The following is a 21,280-nucleotide window of genomic DNA, read 5'->3' as shown; positions in this document are numbered from 1 at the left end:
CGGGTGGCTTTTTTGTTTATGGGCCTGGCTGGCGGTATGCTGGCGGCCTGCCAAGGAGACTGATATGGCCTACGATTTTGATCTGTTCGTGATTGGCGCCGGTTCCGGCGGTGTGCGTGCAGCACGTTTTGCTGCCGGTTTCGGCGCAAAAGTGGCGGTGGTCGAAAGCCGCTACCTGGGCGGCACGTGTGTCAACGTCGGCTGCGTGCCGAAAAAACTGCTGGTGTACGGCGCGCATTTTGCCGATGACTTCGAGCAGGCGGCAGGCTACGGCTGGTCGCTGGAAGATGCACAGTTCGACTGGGCACAACTGATCGCCAACAAGAACCGTGAAATCGAGCGGCTCAACGGCATCTACCGCAACCTGCTGGTCAACAGTGGCGTGACCCTGCTCGAAGGCCACGGCCGCCTCACCGGGCCCCATGAGGTCGAGGTGGACGGCACGCGCTACAGCGCGAAGAACATCCTGATCGCCACCGGCGGCTGGCCACAGATTCCGGACATCCCCGGGCGCGAGCTGGCCATCAGTTCCAACGAGGCGTTCTACCTCAAGACCCTGCCCAAGCGTGTGCTGGTGGTGGGGGGTGGTTACATCGCGGTGGAGTTCGCCGGAATCTTCCAGGGGCTGGGCGCCAAGACCAGCTTGCTCTACCGGGGCGACCTGTTCCTGCGCGGCTTCGATGGCGCAGTGCGCACGCACCTGAAGGAAGAGCTGGAAAAACGCGGTCTCGACCTGCAGTTCAACAGCGATATCCAGCGTATCGACCAGCAGCCCGATGGCAGCCTCAAGGCGACCCTCAAGGATGGTCGCGAGCTGATTGCCGACTGCGTGTTCTACGCCACCGGCCGGCGCCCCATGCTCGACAACCTGGGGCTTGAGAACACCGAAGTGCAACTGGACAAGCGCGGCTACGTGCAGGTCGATGACCAGTACCAGACCGACGAGCCTTCGATCCTGGCCATTGGCGATGTGATCGGCCGCGTGCAGCTCACTCCGGTGGCCCTGGCCGAAGGCATGGCCGTGGCGCGGCGCCTGTTCAAGCCGGAGCAGTATCGCCCGGTGGATTACCGGAACATCCCGACGGCGGTGTTCAGTCAGCCGCCGATCGGCACCGTGGGCCTGACCGAGGAGCAGGCGCTGGAGGCGGGGCACAAGGTGCAGATCTTCGAAAGCCGCTTCCGGCCAATGAAGCTGACCCTCACCGACGTGCAGGAGAAGACCCTGATGAAACTGGTGGTCGATGCCGACACCGACCGCGTGCTGGGCTGTCACATGGTCGGGCCGGATGCCGGCGAGATCATCCAGGGCCTGGGCATCGCGCTCAAGGCCGGGGCGACCAAGCAGCAGTTCGACGAAACCATCGGTGTGCACCCGACAGCCGCCGAGGAGTTCGTGACGCTGCGTACGCCTACGCGCTAAGCGGTGCTTCCAGCGCGGGTCCAGCCCGCTCCCACAGCGATTGCAACGGTCTTTGTGGGAGCGGGCTTGGCCCGCGATCGCATCAACATAAATCGTCTATCTGTACTGAGCTTTATAGCCAAAACCAATCACCAGCATCAGCTTTGCCAATGAGCGCTATCGGCGATGAATGGTTAGGATTCTCCCATCAAGTTTTTCAACCCTGAGGAGAGTCACCGATGCCTATCATCAACAGCCAGGTCAAACCGTTCAACGCTACTGCCTACCACAACGGCGAATTCGTCCCTGTTTCCGAAGCCGACCTGAAGGGCAAGTGGTCCGTGGTGTTCTTCTACCCGGCCGACTTCACCTTCGTCTGCCCGACCGAACTGGGCGACCTGGCCGACAACTACGCTGAATTCAAGAAGCTGGGCGTGGAAATCTACGGTGTGTCGACCGACACCCACTTCACCCACAAAGCCTGGCACGACACCTCGGAAACCATCGGCAAGATCCAGTACCCGCTGATCGGTGACCCGACCCACGTCATCTCGCGCAACTTCGACGTGCTGATCGAAGAAGCCGGCCTGGCCGACCGCGGTACCTTCGTGATCAACCCAGAAGGCCAGATCAAGATCGTCGAACTCAACGACGGCGGTGTAGGCCGTGATGCCAGCGAGCTGCTGCGCAAGGTCAAGGCTGCCCAGTACGTCGCTGCCCACCCAGGCGAAGTCTGCCCGGCCAAGTGGAAAGAAGGCGAAGCTACCCTGGCGCCATCGCTGGACCTGGTCGGCAAGATCTAAGACCGTGAACCAGCCGAGGGCGGGCCACCGCACCTGAAGTCTGTCCCGCCCCGCAAAACGCCCGGGCGACTCTGCCCGGGCGTTGTTTTTTCTACCGTTTGAAAAGGAATCGCCCGTATGTTGGACGCCACGCTTAAAACTCAGTTGAAAGCCTACCTGGAGCGGGTCACCCAGCCGATCGAGATCGTTGCCTCCCTCGACGACGGCGCGAAGTCCCGTGAAATGCACGACCTGCTGCGGGAAATCGCCAGCCTGTCGGATCTGATTACCTTGCGCGAGGACGGTGCCGACGCTCGTCGCCCGTCGTTCTCGCTCAATCGCCCGGGGGGCGATATCAGCCTGCGCTTTGCCGGCATCCCCATGGGCCACGAATTCACCTCGCTGGTGCTGGCGCTGCTGCAAGTCGGTGGCCACCCCTCCAAGGCGAGCGCCGAGCTGATCGAACAGGTCGCCGGGCTCAAGGGTGAGTTCAACTTCGAAACCTACTTCTCGCTGTCGTGCCAGAACTGCCCGGACGTGGTGCAGGCGCTGAACCTGATGGCGGTACTCAACCCCAGCGTGCGCCATGTGGCCATCGACGGCGCGCTGTTCCAGGCCGAAGTCGAGGCGCGCCAGGTGATGGCAGTGCCCAGCGTCTACCTCAATGGCGAGGTGTTCGGCCAGGGCCGCATGGGCCTGGAGGAGATCGTCGCCAAGCTCGACACCGGCACCAGCGAGCGCCAGGCCGAGAAACTCAACGCCAAGGACGCCTTCGACGTGCTGGTGGTCGGTGGTGGGCCGGCAGGCGCGGCAGCAGCGATCTACGCGGCCCGCAAAGGCATTCGCACCGGCGTGGCTGCCGAGCGCTTCGGCGGGCAGGTGCTGGACACCATGGCCATCGAGAACTTCATCTCCGTGCAGGAGACCGAAGGGCCGAAGCTGGCCATGGCGCTGGAAGAGCACGTCAAGCAGTACGACGTCGACATCATGAACCTGCAGCGCGCCGATGCGCTGGTGCCGGGCCAGGACGGCGCGCTGCACCAGGTGCGCATGGCCAACGGTGCCACGCTCAAGGCCAAGACCGTGATCCTGGCCACCGGCGCACGCTGGCGCGAGATGAACGTGCCGGGCGAAAAGGAGTACCGCAGCCGTGGCGTGGCCTACTGCCCGCACTGCGACGGCCCGCTGTTCAAGGGCAAGCGTGTGGCGGTGATCGGTGGTGGCAACTCCGGCGTGGAGGCGGCCATCGACCTGGCCGGCATCGTCGCCCATGTCACGCTGATCGAGTTCGACAGCCAGTTGCGTGCTGACGCGGTGCTGCAGCGCAAGCTGCACAGCCTGGCCAACGTGACCGTGATCACCAGCGCCTTGACCACCGAAGTGCTGGGCGACGGCCAGAAGGTCAACGGGCTGCGCTACAAGGACCGCAACAGCGACGTGCAGCATGACATCGCGCTGGAAGGGATCTTCGTCCAGATCGGCCTGCTGCCCAACACCGATTGGCTCAAGGGTACCCTCGAACTGTCGCCCCGTGGCGAGATCATTGTCGATGCGCGGGGCCAGACCAGCGTGCCGGGCGTGTTTGCCGCCGGTGACGTGACCACGGTGCCCTACAAACAGATCGTGATCGCGGTGGGTGAGGGGGCCAAGGCATCGCTGGCAGCGTTCGACCACCTGATCCGTACCAGCGCTCCGGCCTGAGGCGCATCGCCGGCCTTGCCGGCCTGTGACGGTGCAACAACGCAAAAGCCCTGACAGGTCAGCCTGTCAGGGCTTTTGCGTGGCCTATTCGAACAGCGACCGGCCCTTGTCCAGTTGCTGGTCGACCAGCGACTTGCCCAGTGCAATCGACGCGCGCTGGGCGTTTTCCAGGTCGGCCAGAAACAGCGGCGCGTGGGCACACAATCGCCGGGTGCTGTGCTTGTCTGGGGAGGTGATGCGGCATCCGACTTCGAACGGCAGGGGAATGCCGGCATGCGGGACCACGTTTGCCGTGACCGTGTAGTTGCGGTGGACACATTCAAGGGTGTGCATGAGCGCTACCTCGCTGTGGTGGCTTCAACCGGTATCAGCTCCGGTATACCACAGCCAGGTGCGCCGGGGCGGCGCGCCGACGAGCGCGCCCCCGGGGCCGCTGTCAGAACTCGGTCGGCTGGATGATCTCTACCCAGTAATCGTCCGGGTCCTTGATGAAGGCCAGGTGCTTCATGCGCCCGTCGCTCAGGCGCTTCTGGAAGTTCACGCCCAGTTGCTCGAAACGCTCGCAGGCCGCACGGATGTCCGGTACGGCAATGCAGATATGGCCGAAACCGCGCGGGTCGGTGTTGCCGTTGTGGTAGGCGAACGCGGGATCGTTTTCGGTGCCGTGGTTGTGGGTCAGCTCGAGGATGCCCGGGATCGACTTCATCCACTCGGTACGCTTGGCCGGGTCGGCCGGAATCTGCGCCTTGTCCACCAGCGCCAGGAAGTACAGGCTGAATTCGGCTTCCGGGAAGTCGCGTTTTTCCACGAGGCTGAAGCCCAGAACGCGGGTGTAGAAGTCCAGGGACTTGGCGACGTCCTTGACCCGCAGCATGGTGTGGTTGAACACGAAGTTGTGGGTCGCGGCATCCGGTTGCGCGGTGACGCCGGGGAGGGTGTCGAGGTTTTGCAGGCTCATGGGCACTCCGCAGATAGGGCCGGCGCTTGGCGCGCCAGCAAAACAGTCAGGGAGCAATGATACGGAACTGAAGCGATTGCGCAAACGGTTTGCGCCCCGTCGACCAGGCCTGACGGGGCGCAAGAATTAGAAGCCCGCCGAAGCGGGCGTATGGGGCGCTAATCCTTTAGCAGTCTTCATCCTGAGCCAGTACATGTGAAAAAAGTGTGAAGTACTGTTTCACTTGCGCAACCAGCTGTCGACTGTCTGTGCGCCGTACTCCTGCTTCCATGCCTTGAGGCCGTGATGATTGCCGCCCTTGGTTTCGATCAGCTCGCCGGTATGCGGGTTTTCATAGACTTTCACCACGCGCGCACGGCGTTGCTTGGGCGCGCTGGCAGGCCGGCGCGTAGTGGCCGCCGGGTCGAGAATATTGATGATGTCGCGCAAGCCCTTGTCATAGGTTTTCATCAGGCTGACAAGTTTCTGCTCGAATTCGATTTCCCGTTTGAGGCCGGCGTCTTTTTTCAGTGCCTCCAGTTGAGCAAGCTGTTCCTGAAGGGCTTTTTCGGCAGCACGAAACTCTGCAAGTCTGGACACTGTCATCTCTCCTGTTGGTCGGTAAGGGCCGTGCGCGGCGCAACCGCTTGAGGCCGCTATTGATGCCGCGTCACCGGGTAGAAAACAAACAACACAGTAAAAAGAGTGTAGTCAATCGCCCTGCGATAAACATCAAACTTTTACGACAACACACTACGGAACTTTCTTATTGCACAGTGCTCGCCACACTAAAGAATTAATTACCGCATCGGCATCTGTTCTAGACCATGGTCCAATGGCCCGTGCCAGAGCGCTTTGGAGACAATAAGCGGTCGCTGCCTAGTTGTGTGCAGCGGCCCTTGCCCAGCCCCGTCGGGGCTGATGGATACCTTGCCCTTCGTTCTGGATACTGCTTTTCATGCGTGCCCCAACTCCCTTCATTGCCCAACGCCCGGTGGTCGGCGCGTTGTTGTCCTTCGTTACTGTTTCGGCCCAGGCCAGTGGTTTCCTGCAAGACAGCAGTGTCAACATCGAGGCGCGCAATGTGTATTTCAATCGTGACTTTCGTGACGGTCACACCGCCTCCTCCCAGGGCGCGTCGAAACGTGAAGAGTGGGCGCAGGGCTTCATACTCAACGCGCAGTCCGGGTATACCCAGGGCACCGTGGGCTTTGGTATCGATGCGCTGGGCATGCTGGGTTTCAAACTCGATTCCAGCCCGGCCGACAGCAACAGCGGGCTGCTCCCGTCCAGCGGCCACAACCCGCGCCATTCGGCCGATCAGTACGCAAAACTGGGTGTGGCCGGCAAGGTGCGTTACTCGCAGACCGTATTGAAATACGGTGCCATGCTGCCGGACATGCCGCTGCTCAAGTACAACGACGGGCGCCTGTTGCCCACCATGTTTCATGGCGCGATGCTGACGTCCAGAGAGGTCGACAACCTCACCTTCAGCGCCGCGCGGCTCGACAAGTACACCGCCCGCGATTCGACCGACCAGCAAGACATCCGCGTGCACTGCAAGAACAAGCGCTATGCCTGCGACACCCGCGCCGACCACTTCGACACGGCCGGGCTGGAGTACCGCTTCAACGAGCGCCTGAGCGCGCAGTACCAGGTGGCCAAGCTCGAAAACATCTATCGCCAGCATTTCCTCGGGCTGGTGGCCAGCCAGCCCTTGAGCGTGGGCCGCCTCTCGGCCGACCTGCGCCTGATCAAGAGCGACGACATCGGTCGTGCCCGTGCCGGCGACATCGACCACCGTGCCTTCAGCGCCATGCTTGGCTACAGCCTGGGCGGGCACAAGCTCAGCGCCGGCTGGCAGCGCATGTACGGCGAGAACGCCATGCCGTACCTCGATGGCAGCAACCCCTACCTGGTCAACTACGCCCAGGTCAACGACTTCGCTGCGGCCCAGGAGCGGTCCTGGCAGGTGCGCTACGACTACGACTTCAAGGCAGTAGGGCTCGAAGGCCTGAGCTTCCTGACCCGCTACATCAGCGGCGATCACGTCAAGGTGCCGGGCAGCCCGGCACAGGGCAAGGAATGGGAGCGCGACAGCGAACTCAAGTACCAGGTGCAGAGCGGCACCTTCAAGGACGTCAGCGTGCGCCTGCGCAACTCCACCTACCGCAGCAACTACGAGAAATTCGCCCGCGACATGGATGAGACCCGGGTGATCGTCAGCTACAACTTCTCCGTACTGTAGGCGCAGGCTTTGCCAAGTGGCGCGGGCCGGTCGACAATGGCCGCGCGCCCCTGGGAGAGCTTGCGATGAAACACCTGCTGCTGATTGGAATAGGCCCGGGCAACCCCCGGCAGATCACCCTCGAAGCCATCGACAGCCTGAACCGCGCCGACGTGTTCTTCGTGCTGGACAAGGGCGCCGCCAAGGACGACCTGCTGCGCCTGCGCAAGGAGCTGCTGGAGCGCCACGTCACCCGGCCCTATCGCCTGGTGCAGGTCGAAGACCCGCAACGCGACGCGGCGGCTGCAGACTACGTCGGTGCCGTGGAGGACTGGCACCGCCAGCGCGCTGCGCTGTATGGGCGCCTGCTGCACGACGAGCTTGCCGAGGGGCAATGCGGCGCGTTCCTGCTGTGGGGCGAGCCGACGCTTTACGACAGCACCCTGCGCATTCTGGAGCGGGTGGCGCAGCCGGCGTTCAGCCTTGAAGTCATCCCCGGCATCAGCAGCGTCCAGGCCCTGGCGGCCGCTCACCGCATTGCACTGAACCGTATCGGCGAGCCGCTGCATATCCTGCCGGGCCGACGCCTGGCTGATGAGTCAGGCATCGACAACGTGGTGGTGATGCTGGACGGGCAATGCGCCTTTGCCGAACTGGACGATCCGCACCTGCACATCTATTGGGGCGCTTACCTGGGCACTGCCGACGAGCTGCTGATCGAGGGGCCGCTGATGCAGGTCAAGGCGCAGATCCTGGCGCAGCGCGAGCAGGCCCGCGCGCGCAAGGGCTGGATCATGGACACGTATCTGCTGCGCCGCCGCTAGGCCGGTTCTTGGCCTCGATCCACTGGGCCATGTACTGGGTGCTCTTGTGGTGATGGTGGCGCAGCATGGCCCCGGTGAAGTTGTACAGGCGCTGTTCATCCAGGTGCGCCAGCGTGTGTTCGATGCGCTGCACCAGGGCCTGGCCGTGCCAGCGCCTGTCGTAGCGGGCGCTCAGCAGCTGGCGCCCGTCGCGCTGGGCCTGCTCCCAGCGCGGTTGCTCGCTGTAGAGCCGCGCCGCGGCATCGGCCAACCCTTCGGCGGTGTCGGCCACCAGGCCTGGCCAGGGCAGGTCGCCGTGCATGGCCTCGGCGCCAATCGGGGTGGTCACGCTGGGCGTGCCGCACAGCATCGCATCGGTCAGCTTACCCTTGATGCCGGCGCCAAAGCGCAGCGGGGCCAGGCACACCCGTGCGCCGCTCATCACCTGCAGGGCGTCCTCAGCCCAGTTCATCACGTGAAATCCTTCGGCAGCATTGTGCAGCGCGGTGGCCTTGGGCGGCGTGTAGGCACCATAGATGTGCAACTGCGCCTTGGGCAGGCGACGGCGGATCATCGGCCACAGGCTGTGCTTCATCCACAGCACCGCATCCCAGTTCGGCGCGTGGCGGAAGTTGCCGATGCTGAGAAAGTGCTCGCGTTCCGCGAACGGCCTGAAGGCTTCGGTGGGCGGCGCCAGCATCAGCGGGCACCAGTGCAGCAACGCCTCGGGCACGCCGAAGCCATTGACCAGCAGGTCTATCTCGACATCCGAGATCATCAGGCTCAGGTCGCTGCGGTAGATCGCCGCCAGTTCGCGCTGGGCCAGGTCGGCACCGGCCATCTGGCGATACAGGTCGGGGCCCGAGGTGTTGAACAGCGCGCGAAAGTCGTTGCTGTCCAGGCCCTCGGCCAGGCGCCGGCGCAGCAACTGATGACGGGCATCGCGCAGGCTCTGCAGGTCGGAGGTCTCGAGCACGCGCAGGGCCGCTGGGCAATGCTTCTCGACGCGCCAGCCGAACTGCTCCTCCATCATGAAGCGATCGAACAGCACCACGTCGGGGGCAAGGTCGGCGATGAAACGGTCGAAACTGGCGTTGTTCAGCTCGATGGCCTGCTCGGCGATGCCCAGGCTCGCGAGGTCGGCCTTGTGTTCGCCGATGGCTGCGGGGCTGCTGAAGGTGATGCGCCAGCCGCGCTCCAGAAAACACTCCAGCAGCTGCATCATGTGCCCGCCGGCGGCCGAGGAGCGGGGTTCGGGCCAGACATAGCCGATGACCAGGACGTGGAGGGCGGTTGGGTGCATGGGGAGGGCGGGCCTTTGGGCAAAAAAGGCGTATTAAACCAGAATCCAGGCCACCCGTTTCGGCCGCTTCGGCGGCAGGCCGGCTCCCGCAGGTAAAGCGGTGCGGGAGCTGGCGCGCCTAGAGGGCCAGAATCGAGGTCACCTTGTCGCGCAGCTGGTCGATGCTGAACGGCTTGCCGATCATGTGCATGCCCTCGGGCACATCGAAGCTGTCGGCATAGCCACTGGCGAACAGGATGGGCAACAGCGGCCGCAGTTCGCGGGCCTTGCCCGCCAGTTGCTTGCCGTCCATGTCGGGCAAGCCGACATCGGTCATCATCAGGGCAAGGGGTTTGTCCGGGTTGCCCAGCACTTGCAGCGCTTGTTCGGCATCTTTGGCCTCCACCACCTGGTAACCCAGTTCATCGAGCACATCCACCATCAGCATGCGCACGATGGCGTCGTCTTCGACGACCAGAAGAGGGTGATTATCGGGCATGGCAGGATCCTGTGAAAATGGGTGACACACTATCTGTAAACAGCACGCGGTGCTTAGTTCCCTGGATCGTCAAACGTACCAGCCAGTGAGCATAGCGGGCTCTGGCCAAACAGGGAACGTTTGGCGCAGCACTGGCTCAAATACGGGCTCGATGCCCGGCCAACACGGGCACGGCGCCACGCTGCGGGCATTGAACTGGCGGAAAACTGGAACAATTGCTCGAAAATCCGTCACACTCTTTCGTTCGTCTACTTGCTCGGGCCTTTCCAATGAGTCAACCAGCCTCGACCGATCAGCAGAGCTTTCGCAAGCTGCTGAGCCGCAACATCGGCCTGCCCCTGGGGGTCGGTCTGATCAGTGCGGTGGTTTTCGTCGCCGTGATTGCCTACCTGCTGTCGGTCATCCAGTGGGTCGCCCACACCGACCGGGTGATCAACAACGCCAACGAGGCGGTCAAGCTGTCCATCGACATGGAAACCGGCATGCGCGGGTTCCTGCTTACTGGCGACGAGCAGTTCCTCGACCCCTATGAAGTGGCCAAGCCACGCATACAGGCCGAACTCGAGACGCTCAAGGAACTGGTGGCCGACAACCCGCAGCAGGTCGACCGCCTGAGCCGCCTGCAAGCCCTGCAGGCCGCCTGGAACAACTTCGGCAAGGACATGATCGCCCTGCGCCGCGCCAACGACGACTACCGCACGCCTATCAAGCTCGGTCAGGGCAAGCGCCTGACCGACGAGATCCGCAAGGAGTTCGACGATTTCGTCGCGATGGAGCAACAGCTGCGTCTTGCCCGCAACGATCAGGTCAGCAACACCACGAAGTGGTCCATTTCCCTTTACCTGGCCTTCGTGGTGCTGCTCAGCGCATTGCTGGCCTACATCGGCCGCCGCGACCTGCTCAACCTGTCCAGCAACTACGCGGCCAACCTGGAGGCCCAGCAGCGCGCTGCCGAGCGCCTCGAACAGCAGGCCTGGCAGCGCGCCGGGCAATCGCGTCTGGCCGAGCAGGTGCTGGGGCAACTGACCCTGCCGATGCTGGGCAACAACATCCTGCAGTTCTTCGCCCATTACCTGGGCAGCGTGGTGGCGGCCGTGTACGTGCGCGACGAGCATGGCAGCCTGCGCCGCGTGGCCAGCTACGGCTTCTCCCGCGAGCAGCAGGGGCAGGAGCAGGTCGTCGGCGCCCAGGAGGGCATCCTTGCCCAGGCCGTGGCGCAGCGTCGCCTGATGCGCCTGGACGAGGTGCCGCAGGACTACTTCAAGGTCAGCTCCGGGCTGGGCGAGGGGTGCCCGCGCAACGTGCTGGTGATTCCGGCGATCAACGACGGCCAGGTCAATGGCGTGGTCGAGCTGGGCTTTCTGCGTGCAGTGGAGGACCGCGACATCGAGTTTCTCGAGCGGTTGGCCGACAACCTGGGCACCTCCATCGAGAGTGCGCGCTATCGCCAGCGCCTGCAGGAAGTGCTGGCCGAAACCCAGCAGCTCAACGAAGAGCTGCAGGTGCAGCAGGAAGAGCTCAAGACCGCCAACGAAGAGCTCGAGGAACAGTCCCGGGTGCTCAAGGAGTCCCAGGCCCATCTGGAGACGCAGCAGGCCGAGCTGGAGCAGACCAACGAGCAACTGGCCGAGCGTACCGACGCGCTGGCCGAGCAGCGCGATGCGCTGGACCGCAAGAACGGCGAGCTGAACCGGGTGCAGGTCGAGTTGCAGGAGCGTGCAGAGGAACTGCAGCGCTCGAGCAAGTACAAGTCCGAATTCCTCGCCAACATGTCCCACGAGCTGCGCACCCCGCTCAACAGCTCGCTGATCCTGGCCAAGCTGCTGGCCGAGAACCCGCAGGACAACCTCAGCGCCGAGCAGGTCAAGTTCGCCGAGTCGATCTATTCGGCCGGCAACGACCTGCTCAACCTGATCAACGACATTCTCGACATCGCCAAGGTCGAGGCCGGCAAGCTCGATGTACGCGCCGAAACCACCCACATCAGCCGCATGGCCGAAGGCCTGCGCAGCCTGTTCGAGCCGCTGGCGCAGCAGAAGCAGCTGGCCTTCAGCGTCACCGTAGAGCCGCAGGTGCCGGCCACCCTGTTCACCGATCGACAGCGCCTGGAGCAGATCCTCAAGAACCTGCTGTCCAACGCGCTGAAGTTCACCGAGCGCGGCCAGGTGGCGCTGACCATCGGCTACCAGGCCGGCACCGGCATCGTGTTCTCGGTGCGCGACAGTGGCATCGGCATTGCCGACGACCAGCAGCAGAGCATCTTCGAAGCCTTCCACCAGGCCGACGGCACCACCAACCGGCGCTACGGAGGCACGGGCCTGGGGCTGTCGATTTCCCGTGACCTGGCGCAGTTGCTGGGCGGCCAGATCCGTGTCGAAAGCCAACTGGGCCAGGGCAGCGTGTTCAGCCTGATACTGCCCGAGTCGTACGAGCCGAGCGTCGAGGCGCAGCCGCTGGCACTGGTGGCCCGCGCCGCCGCGCCGTTGCCCGTGGCGGCCCCCGTCGTGCTGCCGGCCGCCGAAGCCCCGCGTCCGGCGGCCAGCTTCGCCGACGACCGTCACCTGGCACCGTTCAGCAACCGCTGCATCCTGGTGATCGAGGACGAGCCCAACTTTGCCCGCATCCTCTTCGACCTGGCCCACGAACTGGGCTACAGCTGCCTGGTGGCCCAGGCCGCCGACGAAGGCTTCGAACTGGCGGCCAGCTACATCCCCGACGCCATCCTGCTGGACATGCGCCTGCCCGACCATTCCGGCCTTACCGTGCTGCAGCGGCTCAAGGAGCAGGCGTCCACCCGGCACATACCGGTACACATCATCTCGGTCGAGGACCGTGTCGAGGCGGCCATGCACATGGGCGCGATCGGCTATGCGGTCAAGCCCACCAGCCGCGAGGAGCTCAAGGCCGTGTTCGGCCGCCTGGAAGCCAAGCTGACCCAGAAACTCAAGCACATCCTGCTGGTGGAAGACGATGACCTGCAGCGCGAAAGCATCGCCCGCCTGATCGGCGACGAAGACATCAAGATCACCGCGGTGGGCATGGCCCAGGAAGCCCTGGAGCTGCTGCGCGAGAACATCTACGACTGCATGATCATCGACCTCAAGCTGCCCGACATGCTCGGCAACGAGCTGCTCAAGCGCATGACCGCCGACGATATCCGCTCGTTCCCGCCGGTGATCGTCTACACCGGGCGCAACCTGACCCGCGACGAAGAGGCCGACCTGCTCAAGTACTCGCGCTCGATCATCATCAAGGGCGCGCGTTCACCCGAGCGGTTGCTGGATGAAGTCACGCTGTTTCTGCACAAAGTCGAGTCGACGCTGTCCCATGAACGTCAGCGCATGCTCAAGACCGCGCGCAGCCGCGACAAGGTGTTCGAGGGGCGCAAGATCCTGCTGGTGGACGACGACGTGCGCAACATCTTCGCCCTCACCAGTGCGCTGGAGCACAAGGGCGCGATCGTGGAGATCGGTCGCAATGGCCGCGAGGCCATCGAAAAACTCGAGCAGGTCAGCGATATCGACCTGGTACTGATGGACGTGATGATGCCGGAGATGGACGGCTATGAAGCCACCCGGCGCATTCGCAAGGACCCGCGCTGGCGCAAGCTGCCGATCATCGCCGTCACCGCCAAGGCCATGAAGGATGACCAGGAGCGCTGCCTGCAGGCCGGCGCCAACGACTACCTGGCCAAGCCGATAGAGCTGGACCGGCTGTTCTCCCTGATTCGGGTATGGCTGCCGCAACTGGAGCGAATTTGAGTATCGAACGTAACACCGACATTGAAATCCGGCTGCTGATCGAGGCGATCTACCTCAAGTACAGCTACGACTTTCGCGACTATTCCGGCGCTTCGATCAAGCGCCGGGTGCTGCATGCCGTGCGCCAGTTCGAATGTGCCACGGTGTCGGCCCTGCAGGAACGGGTGCTGCACGACCCGAGTGTGTTCATGCAGTTGCTGCAGTACCTCACCATCCCGGTGAGCGAGATGTTTCGCGACCCCGGTCACTTCCTCGCGCTGCGCGAGGAGGTGGTGCCGCACCTCAAGACCTGGCCCTCGATCAAGATCTGGATTGCCGGCTGCAGCACGGGCGAGGAGGTCTACTCCATGGCCATCCTGCTGCGCGAAGAAGGGTTGCTCGAACGCACCATCATCTACGCCACCGACATCAACCCCAGCTCGCTGGAAAAGGCCAAGCAGGGCATCTACTCGATGCAGAACATGCGCGAGTACACCGAGAACTACCAGAAGGCCGGCGGGCGCCGGGCCTTCAGCGACTACTACACTGCCGCCTATGGCAACGCGATCATCGACAGCAGCCTGCGCGAAAACGTGACCTTCGCCGACCACAGCCTGGCCACCGACAGCGTGTTCTCCGAAACCCAGCTGATCTCGTGCCGCAACGTGCTCATCTACTTCAACAAGACCCTGCAGGACCGGGCCTTCGGCCTGTTTCACGACTCGCTGTGCCACCGTGGCTTTCTGGTGCTGGGCAGCAAGGAAACCCTGGATTTTTCCGCTTACGCCAACCGCTTCGACGCGCTGGTCAGGCCAGAACGGATCTACCGAAAGTCATGAAAGGCACCGATGCGATCGTGGTGGGGGCTTCAGCCGGGGGCGTGTCGGCGCTGCTCACGGTGTTTGCCGCCTTGCCCGCCGACTACGCCATTGCGCTGCTGTGCGTGCTGCACCTGCCCGACGACCGCCACAGCCAGCTGGCCGAAGTCTTCAGCCGCCGCTTGCAGCGCCCCGTGCAGGAGGCCCGCGACAAGGAAAGCGTGGTGCCGGGGATGATCTACGTGGCCGGCCCCGGCTATCACCTGTCGGTGGAGCGTGACCGCAGCCTGTCCCTGAGCCAGGAGGACCGCGTGCACTTTTCCCGCCCCTCGATCGACATCCTCTTCGAGTCGGCCGCCGATGCCTATGGCGACGGCCTGGTCGGCGTGTTGCTGACCGGCGCCAACGAAGACGGAGCGCGCGGGCTGGCGCGCATCAAGGAGCACGGCGGTACTACCCTGATTCAGGACCCGCATGAGGCGCAAGTCGCGGTCATGCCCGAGGCGGCGCTGGCGCTGCACCGGCCCGACCACATACTCCCATTGAATGGCATCGGGCAATTGCTCGCCAAGCTGGAACCACGTGCATGCTAAGCCATATCCAAGCAAACCTGCTGATCGTCGACGACCTGCCGGAAAACCTGCTGGCGCTCGAGGCGCTGATCAAGGGGCCGGACCGCAACGTGTACCAGGCGCAATCGGCCGACCATGCGTTGTCGCTGTTGCTCGAGCACGAGTTCGCGCTGGCCATCCTCGACGTCCAGATGCCCGGAATGAACGGTTTCGAACTGGCCGAGATGATGCGCGGTACGGAAAAGACCAAGAACATTCCCATCGTGTTCGTGAGCGCTGCGGCGCGCGAGATGAACTACGCCTTCAAGGGCTACGAGAGCGGCGCGGTGGACTTCCTGCACAAGCCGCTGGACACCCAGGCGGTGAAGAGCAAGGTGGCGGTGTTCATCGACCTGTACCGCCAGCGCAAGGCCCTCGGCCAGCAGCTGGAGGCCCTGGAGCGCAGCCGCCAGGAGCAGGAGCTGCTGCTGGCGCAGCTGCAGGTCACGCGCAGCGAGCTGGAGCACGCGGTACGCATGCGCGACGACTTCATGTCGATCGTCTCCCACGAGGTGCGCACACCGCTCAACGGTCTGATACTGGAGACCCAGCTGCGCAAGCTGCACCTGGCGCGCAACAACGCCGATGCCTTCACCCTGGACAAGATGCACGCCATGGTCGAGCGTGACGAGCGCCAGATCAACAGCCTGATCCGGCTGATCGAAGACATGCTCGACGTGTCGCGCATCCGTACCGGCAAGCTGTCGATCCGGCCCGCATCGTTCGACCTGTGCCAGCTGGTCAGCGGCCTGGTCGAGAACTTTGCCGCCCAGGCGGCTGCGGTCGACTCGAGCATCAGCCTGCAGGCCGGCGCCGAACTGGTCGGCTACTGGGACGAGTTTCGTATCGAGCAGGTGATCGCCAACCTGCTCACCAACGCCCTGCGCTATGGCGCCAAGTCGCCGGTGCAGGTGCGCGTGTTCGAGGAGCAGGGCATGGCCTGCGTGCAGGTGCGCGACCATGGCATCGGCATCAGTGCCGAGAACCAGCAGCGCATCTTCCAGCAGTTCGAGCGGGTATGCTCCAACCAGAGCAGTGCCGGCCTGGGGCTGGGCCTGTATATTTCCGAACAGATCGTGCTGGCCCATGGCGGCAGCATCACGGTCAGCAGTACCGAGGGCCAGGGCGCGACATTCAGCGTGCGCCTGCCACTGGTACGCAGCCCGCAAGAAAGTGGCGCGCAGCAGGCAACCTCTGCGTGAGGCCGGGGTCGTATAGCGATCCCCCATGAATCAAATACGAGTTGAAGGCATTGGCATGAGTGAAGATGCGCAAGATGTAGTACTGGTCGTCGAAGACGAACCGGTCATTCGCATGATCCTGAAGGACTATCTTCAAGGCGAGGGCTATCACGTGCTGGTGGCCGAAGATGGCGAGCAGGCATTCAAGATCCTGGCCAGCAAGCCGCACCTGGACCTTATCGTGACCGACTTCCGCCTGCCGGGCGGCATTTCAGGGGTACAGATCGCCGAACCTGCGGTCAAGCTGCGCCCGGACCTGAAGGTGATCTTCATCAGCGGCTACCCGGCGGAGATCCGCGAGTCGGGCAGCCCGATCGCGTTCAAGGCACCGATCCTGGCCAAGCCGTTCGACCTGGACAGCTTGCGCGACCAGATTCAGGAACTCCTGAAATAGGCCTGACGTTGGCGTGAGTTCAAGCGGCAGCGTCCAGCGCACCGGTCTGCAGGGTGCGCTCTATCGCCCCCAGCAGCATGTTTTCCATCAGCGCCAGGCGTTGTGGCTGCCCCAGCGGTGAGGCCTGCAACCAGCCGGGCAGGCTGTTGAGCAGCGTGGCGATGACATGGCCGGTCGCCTCCCGGGCCGGCGGCGGCAGGGCCGCGTGAGGGGCGATCAGCTGCAACAGGTGGGTTTCGTATTCGCGGCGCAGCTGGGCGATGCGTGCCTGTTGTTCCTCGCTCAGGCAGCACAGGTCACGTTCGGCCAGGCGAAACTGCAACGGGCGCTCGGCATGCAGCGCCCAGTGTGCCTTTATCACCCGGCTCAACGCCGTGGCCTCGGGCTTGCAGCGCCCACGGGGCTGCAGGGTGGCCAGCAACTCCTCGAACAGCTCTTCGATCAGGTCGAACAGCAGGTGCTGCTTGCTCGGGAAGTGGTGATACAGCGAGCCCGCCGTCAGCCCCAGGTGGCTGGCCAGTTCACGCATGCTGACCTGGCCGAACCCCTTGACCGCAAAGAGTTCGAGTGCCTTGTCCCGACGTTCTTCAAAGTTGGCGCAACGTTCGGCGCAGGTCTGCGGCATGCCCGTACCTCAGTAGGTGAAGAAGCCGCGGCCGCTCTTGCGCCCCAGGTAGCCGGCGGCGACCATTTCCTTGAGCAGGGCAGCGGGGCGGTACTTGCTGTCGTTGAAGCCGTCGTGGAACGACTCGATGATCGCCAGCAGCGTGTCCAGGCCGATCAGGTCGGCCAGGGCCAGCGGGCCGATGGGCTGGTTGCAGCCCAGGCGCATGCCGGTGTCGATGTCCTCGGCGCTGGCCAGGCCTTCCTGCAGCACCATGATCGCCTCGTTGATCATCGGCACCAGGATGCGGTTGACCACGAAGCCCGGGCGGTTGCCGGCACTGATGGCGGTCTTGCCCACGCGCTCGGTCAGGGCCATGGCGCTGGCGTAGGTGGCATCGCTGGTCTGCAGGCCGCGAATGATCTCGACCAGCGCCATCATCGGCACCGGGTTGAAGAAGTGCACGCCGATGAAACGTTCGGGCTGGCTCACCGATGCGCCCAGCTGGGTGATCGACAGCGACGAGGTGTTGGTGGCGATGACGCAGTCGTCGGCCACGCTGGCGGCCACCTGCTGCAGAATCTTCACCTTCAGGGCGAGGTTCTCGGTGGCTGCCTCGATCACCAGCTGCGCGCCCTTGAGCTGCGCGTAGTCGGTGCTGGTGGCGATGCGCGTCAGGGCTGCCTCGGCCTGTTCGGCCTGCAGGGTCTGCTTGCTGACCTGGCGCTCCAGGTTCTTGCGCAGGGTGGCCAGGCCACGCTCCAGCGCGGCCTCGGACACGTCGATCAGGGTGACCTGGTAGCCGGCCACTGCACACACCTGGGCAATCCCGTTGCCCATGGTGCCGGCGCCGATCACGGCGATGTTTTCAATACTCACGGTTAACTCCGACTCAAACACGTTCGAACACGACGGCGATACCCTGACCGCCGCCGATGCACATGGTGGCCAGCGCGTAGCGGCCCTGGATACGTTGCAGCTCATGGATCGCCTTGGTGGCGATGATGGCCCCGGTGGCTCCCACCGGGTGGCCCAGGGAAATGCCCGAGCCGTTGGGGTTGACCTTTTCGGGGTCCAGGCCCAGTTCCCGCGACACGGCGCAGGCCTGGGCAGCGAAGGCTTCGTTGGACTCGATCACGTCCAGGTCGGCGACGCTCAGGCCGGCCTTTTCCAGCACCTTGCGCGTGGCCGGCACCGGGCCCAGGCCCATCAGCTCGGGCTCGACGCCTGCATGTGCATAGGCCACCAGGCGCGCCAGTGGGCGCAAGCCCAGGCGCTCGACCATTTCGCCGGTGGCCAGCACCAGGGCGCCGGCGCCGTCGTTGAGGCCGCTGGCGTTGCCGGCGGTGACGGTGCCGTCCTTCTTGAAGGCAGGCTTCATGCCGGCCAGTTGCTCGGCACTCACATCGCCACGCACATGCTCGTCCACCTCGAAACGTACCGGACCTTTGCGGCTCGGGATCTCGATGGGCACGATCTGGCTGGTGAAGCGGCCTTCGGCGATGGCGCGGGCGGCGCGCTGCTGGCTGGTCAGGGCCACCTCGTCCTGCATCTGGCGGGTGATGCCGTTTTTCGCCGCCACGTTCTCGGCGGTGATGCCCATGTGAAAGCCTTCGAACGGGTCCTGCAGAATGCCCAGCATGTAGTCGACACCCTTCAGGTCACCCATGCGCGCGCCCCAGCGCGCCTGCGGCAGCAGGTACGGGCCGCGGCTCATGGATTCGGCGCCGGCGGCAATCACCGCCTCGGCCTCGCCCAGCAGCAGGCTCTGCGCGGCCGAGACGATGGCCTGCAGGCCCGAGCCGCACAGGCGGTTGACGTTGAATGCCGGGGTTTCCTTGGGCACGCCGGCGTTCATCGCGGCCACGCGGCCCAGGTACGCGTCACGCGGCTCGGTGGGGATCACGTTGCCCATGACCATGTGGCCGATCTGTTCGGGGGCAATGCCGGAGCGTTCGATGGCGGCGCGGGTCACCTGGGTGGCCAGGTCGGCCAGGGGCAGGTCCTTGAGCGAGCCGCCGAAGGTGCCGATGGCCGAGCGAACGGCGCTCACTACATAGATTTGCGGGGTGTTCATACGCGACTCCAGTGTGCGAAAGCGTGGCGGGGCGCTGCCTGGCTCTGCCAGAATGGCGCCCGGGGCCACGCTCGGGATGGGTTCGAGTCTAGGCAAAGGCCACGCCTGGGCCTATGCCATAACTGCCCAGCGAGGCTGGCACTTTTTGCCATATTCTTACGCTGCATAGCGGAAACAGTCATGCGGGAAAACGATTCGGTCGCGGTGTACTTCGTGCACATCATGCTGCACACACTGCGCCAACAGCCGGCGCGCGCCAGTGCGTTGCTGGTGCAGGCGGGCATCGACCCGGCAGTGGTGGACGCACCCGATGCACGGGTGCCGGCCAGGGCGTTCGCACGGCTGTGGCTGCTGCTCATTGAAGACCTGGGCGACGAATTCTTCAACCTCGACAGCCACGGCATGCCGCTGGGCAGTTTCGCCCTGATCTGTCGTGGGCTGATCCAGGAGCCGACGCTGGAAAAGGCCTTGCGCCAGTGCCTGAGCAACTTCGGCCTGTTCCTGCGTGACGTGCGCGGGCGTCTGGTGGTGCGCGGGCAGCGTGCGGTGATAAGCCTGGAGTCGCATTTCGACGATGCGCAGACGCGGGTATATGCCGAGGAGACCTTCCTGGTGCTGGTGGTCAGCCTGCTGTGCTGGCTGGGGGGGCGGCGCATCGCCATCGACCGTACCGAACTGCGTGACGGGCGTGCGGTGCTGGAGGACGACGCGTTGCTGTGGGGGCCGAACCTGCAGTTGGGCAGTGGCCGCACCCAGGTCGAGTTCTCGGCGCACTACCTGCGCTTGCCGGTGGTGCAGGACCTGGGTGCGCTCAAGACCTTCCTGCGCAGTGCGCCGCAGTGGCTGGTGGTGCGCTACCGCAACCAGAACGGATTGGCGGCGCGGGTATACCGGCATCTGCGCGGGCGTCAGTACGGGCAGTGGCCAACCTTGCTGGGCATGGCGGCAGCCGAGGGCCAGAGCCCGAGCAGTTTTCGCCGGCAGTTGGAGCGTGAAGGGTGTTCGTACCAGCAGATCAAGGACGAGGTGCGCCGTGCACTGGCGTTCGAATGCTTGCGCGATGGTGTGTTGAGCGTGGCGCAGATTGCCGAGCAGACCGGCTTCCAGGAGCCCAGCGCGTTTCATCGCGCGTTCAAGAAATGGACGGGGGAGAGCCCGGGGAGCTACCGGGCGCGGGTGGCGGGGGAGTAGGGGGCTGGCCCCCTCGACACCCTGCGCGCTGCTCGCACAGGGCCTGTAGCAGCTCGCGCAGCGCCAGGCCATCGGCATCCAGCCCCTTGCGCCCGTACAACGCCAGCTCCAGGCCCTGGACCGGGGTAAACCCCTGCGCCTCACCCAGCACCCGATGGGTCGGCAACACGCTGCGGGTCGGTATCAGGCTCACGCCCAACCCCGCACTCACCGCCGCCCCCAGGCTGGCCAGACTGGTGCTCGAATAGCTGATACGCCAGCTGCGCCCACGGGCCTCCAGCGCATTGATCATTTCCTGCCGGTACAGCGCCCCCACCGGAAACACCACCAGCGGCACCGGGTCGGCCAGCTGCGTCTGCCCGGCACTGCACACCCACGACAACGGCTCGTGCCAGCCGGCATGGCGGTCGCGGTCCGCACCCCATTGCTTGACCAGCAGCAAGTCCAGCTCGCCATCACGGTACAGGCGCAGCAGCGGGCTGCTCAGCCCGCTCTCGACCTCCAGGCGCACATGCGGGCGCTCGCCGATGAACCGGCTCAATGGCTCGGTCAGCACTTCCCCGGCCAGGTCTTCCGGCACCCCCAGACGTAGCGCCCGTTGCGCCTGCACCGGGCTGAACGCCTGGCGCGCCTCTTCGTCCAGGCGCAGCAGGCGCCGGGCATACCCCAGCAGGCGCTCGCCGTCTTCGGTCGGCCACACCTGGCGCTGGCTGCGATCCAGCAGGCGCACCCCCAGGTGCTGCTCCAGCCGGATGATCTGCTGGCTGATGGTCGACTGGGTCAGGTGCAGGCGCTCGGCGGCGCGGGTGAAATTGCCGGTTTCCACCACGGTCACGAAGCTGCGCAGCAGTACAGGGTCAAGCATTCGATTACCCACTGGTATGCATGAAATCAATTAATTTCATGCTACACCCCAAGCCTCGGATAATCCCGCTTCATTGCACCAAAGGAGGCGCCATGTCATTGCTCAGACA

General features: G+C 64.4%; 20 protein-coding genes. 11 read left to right on the top strand and 9 right to left on the bottom strand.

The window, feature by feature from the left end:
- Positions 1-64 precede the first annotated feature (64 nt).
- From gorA to ahpF, 3 genes are all read left to right on the top strand, one after another.
- Positions 65-1,420, top strand: a complete 1,356-nt coding sequence (gene gorA, locus DN387_RS08975) for a glutathione-disulfide reductase (protein ID WP_054914308.1) — start codon at positions 65-67, stop codon at positions 1,418-1,420.
- Between the two features lie 218 nt (positions 1,421-1,638).
- Positions 1,639-2,202, top strand: coding sequence for an alkyl hydroperoxide reductase subunit C (gene ahpC / locus DN387_RS08970; RefSeq protein ID WP_043861743.1), 564 nt, complete (start codon positions 1,639-1,641; stop codon positions 2,200-2,202).
- Positions 2,203-2,319: 117 nt separating this feature from the next.
- Positions 2,320-3,882, top strand: a complete 1,563-nt coding sequence (gene ahpF, locus DN387_RS08965; protein WP_054914309.1) for an alkyl hydroperoxide reductase subunit F — start codon at positions 2,320-2,322, stop codon at positions 3,880-3,882.
- An 84-nt stretch (positions 3,883-3,966) separates the two neighbouring features.
- Here ahpF and DN387_RS08960 read toward each other — a convergent pair whose 3' ends face one another.
- From DN387_RS08960 to DN387_RS08950, 3 genes are all read right to left on the bottom strand, one after another.
- Entirely contained in the window at positions 3,967-4,215 is a 249-nt protein-coding gene (locus DN387_RS08960; protein WP_054914310.1) for a hypothetical protein, read from the bottom strand.
- A 103-nt stretch (positions 4,216-4,318) separates the two neighbouring features.
- Positions 4,319-4,840: a lactoylglutathione lyase gene (gloA, locus tag DN387_RS08955; protein WP_043861746.1), complete on the bottom strand. Its 522-nt coding sequence runs from the start codon at positions 4,838-4,840 to the stop codon at positions 4,319-4,321.
- A 219-nt stretch (positions 4,841-5,059) separates the two neighbouring features.
- Positions 5,060-5,419: a histone-like nucleoid-structuring protein, MvaT/MvaU family gene (locus tag DN387_RS08950; RefSeq protein ID WP_043861747.1), complete on the bottom strand. Its 360-nt coding sequence runs from the start codon at positions 5,417-5,419 to the stop codon at positions 5,060-5,062.
- A 358-nt stretch (positions 5,420-5,777) separates the two neighbouring features.
- On the opposite strand from DN387_RS08950, the gene DN387_RS08945 reads away from it, so the two are divergent.
- Together DN387_RS08945 and cobF are read left to right on the top strand one after the other, a co-directional pair.
- Positions 5,778-7,067, top strand: coding sequence for an OprD family porin (locus DN387_RS08945; protein ID WP_054914311.1), 1,290 nt, complete (start codon positions 5,778-5,780; stop codon positions 7,065-7,067).
- Between the two features lie 65 nt (positions 7,068-7,132).
- On the top strand, positions 7,133-7,870 hold the full coding sequence (cobF, locus tag DN387_RS08940) for a precorrin-6A synthase (deacetylating) (RefSeq protein WP_043861749.1): 738 nt from the start codon (positions 7,133-7,135) through the stop codon (positions 7,868-7,870).
- On the opposite strand, the gene DN387_RS08935 is transcribed toward cobF, so the two are convergent.
- A complete protein-coding gene (locus tag DN387_RS08935) occupies positions 7,839-9,152 on the bottom strand; it encodes a glycosyltransferase (RefSeq protein WP_054914312.1) in 1,314 nt (437 codons plus the stop codon). The genes cobF and DN387_RS08935 overlap by 32 nt on opposite strands.
- Positions 9,153-9,270: 118 nt before the next feature.
- Entirely contained in the window at positions 9,271-9,630 is a 360-nt protein-coding gene (locus tag DN387_RS08930) for a response regulator (RefSeq protein ID WP_054914313.1), read from the bottom strand.
- A 269-nt stretch (positions 9,631-9,899) separates the two neighbouring features.
- Here DN387_RS08930 and DN387_RS08925 point away from each other — a divergent pair, with 269 nt between their 5' ends.
- The 5 genes from DN387_RS08925 to DN387_RS08905 are packed head-to-tail and all read left to right on the top strand — an operon-like array spanning position 9,900 to position 16,434.
- Positions 9,900-13,391, top strand: coding sequence for a response regulator (locus DN387_RS08925; RefSeq protein WP_054914314.1), 3,492 nt, complete (start codon positions 9,900-9,902; stop codon positions 13,389-13,391).
- Entirely contained in the window at positions 13,388-14,209 is an 822-nt protein-coding gene (locus DN387_RS08920) for a protein-glutamate O-methyltransferase CheR (RefSeq protein WP_054914315.1), read from the top strand. The genes DN387_RS08925 and DN387_RS08920 overlap by 4 nt, the downstream gene beginning before the upstream one ends.
- Positions 14,206-14,781, top strand: coding sequence for a chemotaxis protein CheB (locus DN387_RS08915; protein WP_043861754.1), 576 nt, complete (start codon positions 14,206-14,208; stop codon positions 14,779-14,781). The genes DN387_RS08920 and DN387_RS08915 overlap by 4 nt, the downstream gene beginning before the upstream one ends.
- Positions 14,775-16,001 (top strand): hybrid sensor histidine kinase/response regulator, encoded by a 1,227-nt coding sequence (locus DN387_RS08910; RefSeq protein WP_043861755.1) that lies wholly within the window; start codon positions 14,775-14,777, stop codon positions 15,999-16,001. The genes DN387_RS08915 and DN387_RS08910 overlap by 7 nt, the downstream gene beginning before the upstream one ends.
- Before the next feature lie 55 nt (positions 16,002-16,056).
- A complete protein-coding gene (locus tag DN387_RS08905; protein WP_043861756.1) occupies positions 16,057-16,434 on the top strand; it encodes a response regulator in 378 nt (125 codons plus the stop codon).
- Between the two features lie 19 nt (positions 16,435-16,453).
- Here the strand turns inward: DN387_RS08905 and DN387_RS08900 are convergent, their stop codons facing one another.
- The 3 genes from DN387_RS08900 to DN387_RS08890 are packed head-to-tail and all read right to left on the bottom strand — an operon-like array spanning position 16,454 to position 19,115.
- On the bottom strand, positions 16,454-17,059 hold the full coding sequence (locus DN387_RS08900; RefSeq protein WP_054914316.1) for a TetR/AcrR family transcriptional regulator: 606 nt from the start codon (positions 17,057-17,059) through the stop codon (positions 16,454-16,456).
- 9 nt (positions 17,060-17,068) lie between these two features.
- Positions 17,069-17,917: a 3-hydroxybutyryl-CoA dehydrogenase gene (locus DN387_RS08895; RefSeq protein ID WP_043861758.1), complete on the bottom strand. Its 849-nt coding sequence runs from the start codon at positions 17,915-17,917 to the stop codon at positions 17,069-17,071.
- A 13-nt stretch (positions 17,918-17,930) separates the two neighbouring features.
- Positions 17,931-19,115, bottom strand: a complete 1,185-nt coding sequence (locus DN387_RS08890) for an acetyl-CoA C-acyltransferase family protein (protein ID WP_043861759.1) — start codon at positions 19,113-19,115, stop codon at positions 17,931-17,933.
- Positions 19,116-19,295: 180 nt separating this feature from the next.
- Between DN387_RS08890 and DN387_RS08885 the strand changes: the two genes are divergently transcribed.
- A complete protein-coding gene (locus tag DN387_RS08885) occupies positions 19,296-20,306 on the top strand; it encodes an AraC family transcriptional regulator (RefSeq protein ID WP_054914317.1) in 1,011 nt (336 codons plus the stop codon).
- On the opposite strand, the gene DN387_RS08880 is transcribed toward DN387_RS08885, so the two are convergent.
- Positions 20,248-21,171 carry a LysR substrate-binding domain-containing protein gene (locus DN387_RS08880; protein WP_082405691.1) on the bottom strand — a complete coding sequence of 308 codons (924 nt, stop codon included), beginning with the start codon at positions 21,169-21,171 and terminating at the stop codon, positions 20,248-20,250. The genes DN387_RS08885 and DN387_RS08880 overlap by 59 nt on opposite strands.
- Between the last annotated feature and the right edge of the window lie 109 nt (positions 21,172-21,280).

The sequence above is a fragment of the Pseudomonas sp. FBF18 genome (genome assembly GCF_024261405.1).
In the GTDB taxonomy this organism is placed as follows: Bacteria; Pseudomonadota; Gammaproteobacteria; order Pseudomonadales; family Pseudomonadaceae; genus Aquipseudomonas; species Aquipseudomonas palmensis.
This window is presented reverse-complemented; position numbering and strand designations above follow the sequence as displayed.